This is a genomic window from Synergistaceae bacterium, from assembly GCA_017444345.1.
Classification (GTDB): Bacteria; Synergistota; Synergistia; order Synergistales; family Aminobacteriaceae; genus JAFUXM01.
Genome location: JAFSWW010000033.1, coordinates 1 through 3,106, shown reverse-complemented (window position 1 = coordinate 3,106; position 3,106 = coordinate 1). Strand labels below are relative to the sequence as shown.

Annotated in this window: 3 protein-coding genes; 2 read left to right on the top strand and 1 reads right to left on the bottom strand. The window is 41.4% G+C overall.

What is annotated here, in order from left to right:
- On the bottom strand, nucleotides 1-831 hold an 831-nt coding region (locus tag IJS99_02070), incomplete at its 3' end, for a TIM44-like domain-containing protein (protein MBQ7560608.1).
- A 110-nt stretch (nucleotides 832-941) separates the two neighbouring features.
- On the opposite strand from IJS99_02070, the gene IJS99_02065 reads away from it, so the two are divergent.
- Both IJS99_02065 and IJS99_02060 read left to right on the top strand, forming a co-directional pair.
- Entirely contained in the window at nucleotides 942-2,114 is a 1,173-nt protein-coding gene (locus IJS99_02065; protein MBQ7560607.1) for an NAD-dependent malic enzyme, read from the top strand.
- Between the two features lie 5 nt (nucleotides 2,115-2,119).
- On the top strand, nucleotides 2,120-3,061 hold the full coding sequence (locus IJS99_02060) for an AEC family transporter (protein MBQ7560606.1): 942 nt from the start codon (nucleotides 2,120-2,122) through the stop codon (nucleotides 3,059-3,061).
- Nucleotides 3,062-3,106 lie beyond the last annotated feature (45 nt).

Sequence of the window (3,106 nt, the reverse complement as noted above, 5' to 3'; positions counted from 1 at the left end):
GCATTGTGCCGACGCATTTAATTTCAACGGTGCACCGCAATGAGGGCATCTATCGGAGTGAGTCTCTTCTTTCTGAGTCTGCGTTATAATTCCTGATTTACGCGATAATTCGATCTCGTATTCCATAAATTTTTCGCGATTTTTGTCGCCTGATAATAAATTTCCGGTTCTGTCATCAAGCACATACGAGACTATTCGAGCCGTCAAACCTATTACTATATAATCCATTCCGCCGGATTGTCTCCAGCCTTTGAGATTCACGCCTAAGACCGCAATATTTTCCGTGTAGTCAGTTTTTTGCGATAGTCTGAACGCGTTTAACTGTCTGTCCATTTGCGAGAAAAATTCATCTGTCATGTATGGTCTTAACGGACTTATATTTTTAGCGTGCCAAGTGTCCTGCATTTGTACGTATAAATTTGACATTAAAGTTTTTATCGCTGACTCGTCAAAATTCGGATCCAGCTTCAAATATTCATCAATCGGACGCAGATTCATAGCCGGCGTAACATTAATCGGGATAACTTGACGTCTTGCTTTCTTTGCACGTGTACTCTTTATAACTTGATAAATTATAAATATAACTACAATGAGTCCTACTATCATAGAAATATTATCATCGTCATCAAGCAGCGCACCCGTTGTAATTCCCGCATTAAATGAACTCGTTCCGAAATTAAATGATGAACCGCCGCCCCCGCTGTCCGAGTCAGAGTTAGACGAACCGCCATAATCAGAATTTCCCGAAAAACTCCCGAAATCAGGCCAAGCACTTCCAGCAAATAAAGTTATTCCGATAATTAATAAAGCAATCAAAAATTTTTGTCTCATGTTTTAATATTGCCTCCGTTATCAAGAAAAATTTTTTGTGTAAATTATAAGCGTTTGAAATATTTATTGCGCTATAATCAAGAAAAATTTTCAAGGAGTGTTTATTTATTATGGATTACGCAAAAGAGTCTTTACGCCTTCACGAAAAATGGCAGGGAAAAATTGAAGTCATCTCAACCGTACCAGTTAAGACCCGCGAAGATTTATCACTTGCTTATACACCTGGAGTCGCGCAGCCTTGTTTAGAGATTCAGAAGGACATCAGCAAAAGTTACACGCTGACTCGCCGTCATAATTTATGCTTGGTCGTTACTGATGGGAGCGCAGTACTCGGACTCGGCGATATTGGCCCGGAAGCTGCTATGCCCGTCATGGAAGGTAAATGCGTATTGTTTAAATCTTTCGGAGGTGTCGACGCGTTCCCCCTATGTGTCAAGACTAAAAATGTCGATGAATTTGTCGAGACCGTTTATAATATTTCCGGCTCATTCGGAGGCATTAATTTAGAAGATATTTCCGCACCACGCTGCTTTGAGATCGAGAGAAAGCTAAAAGAGTGCTGCGACATTCCCATTTTTCATGACGATCAGCACGGAACAGCAGTAATAACTCTTGCAGGACTCACGAACGCATTAAAAGTTGTCGGGAAAAAATTAGACTCAGTCAGAATCGCAATAAGCGGAGCAGGTGCAGCAGCTATAGCAATCACGAAATTATTATTATCAGCCGGCGCAAAAAATATCACACTCTGCGACAGATCCGGAACAATCTATAAAGGACGCGAAAATTTGAACTGGATCAAGCGCGAAATGTCAGAAGTAACTAACCCCGAATCAATCAAAGGCAAATTATCAGACGCTATGAAGGGAGCAGATGTCTTTATCGGAGTGTCAGCACCCAACAGCGTAAATATCGAAATGGTAAAATCAATGGCACGAGACCCGATTATTTTCGCATGTGCAAACCCAACGCCGGAAATTTTCCCAGACGACGCAAAATCAGCCGGAGCAAAAGTAATTTCAACAGGACGCAGCGATTATCCGAATCAAATTAATAACGTTCTTGCATTTCCGGGAATCTTTCGGGGAGCTTTTGACGTTCGAGCAAGTGATATTAACGAGTCAATGAAGATAGCGGCTTCAAATGCTTTAGTCTCACTTGTCAGCGATTCAGAATTGAGTCCTGATTATATTATCCCGGCAGCTTTTGACGAGAGAGTCGGCCCGGCAGTAGCTCAAGCAGTCGCACAAGCAGCAATTAACTCAGGAGTCGCGAGGATTTAATTATCATGGCAGAAAGTTTTTTAGCGGCTCTAAGAGTCGTTATTCCGATGATTATATTAATGTCGGTCGGCTGGCTCATGAGAGTCAATAATAAAATAACGCGTTCTGCAATGAAAGAATTTGACAGGATAATTTTTCTTGTGTTCATGCCTGTATTATTATTCAAGAATATTTACGAGATGGATTTTTCGCAGGGATTCGCCGTAAAAGAAATGATATTTGCTGCTGTAAGTCTGCTTGCATTATTTATACTTGCATATTTTATCCCGCGCATATTCGTGAAGGACGGCAATAAATCGAGCGTAATTGCTCAAGCTGTCGGACGTGGAAATTATATTTTGTTCGGTGTTGCAGTGTGTGAGGCTCTTTACGGTGAGGGTCATGCAGCAATAGTTGTCATGCTTGCTGTTCTTGTTATCCCTGCGATAAATACTTTTGCGGCTGTAGTGCTTGAATTGAATCGTTCAGGGAAAGCGAGTCCGGGAAAAATTTTTATTGCGATTCTGCGAAATCCGATGATAATAGCTTCGTTGCTTGCGTTTGCCTTCAGTTTGTGTAGAATAAATATTCCAGTTCCGATATGGTCAGCGATAAGGAGTCTTGCAAATTCTACTACGACAGTGAGTTTTATTTCGCTGGGAGTCGGCCTCGAAATGATTGAGTCAAAGTCTGATAGAATGCCGCTTATTTTGGGAGTTGTCTTAAGAATGTTAGTTGTACCGTTAATATTTATGCCGATTTCTATTTTTGCGGGATTCAGAAATGAGAGTCTTTGCGCGATGATGATAATTTTTGCGGCTCCTTCTGCTGTTGCGTCATATCCTATGGCTGTAGCGATGGGGGCTGATGGAAAATTAGCGGGTCAGCTTGTGTGCATTACGACTTTATTGTCGGTGTTCACGATATTTTTCTGGACATTTATTTTGCGTGTGCTTGGCCTGATGTGAAATAAATTTTTTCGTTATTCGCGCTGCAAATTCAATCCGGGTGGG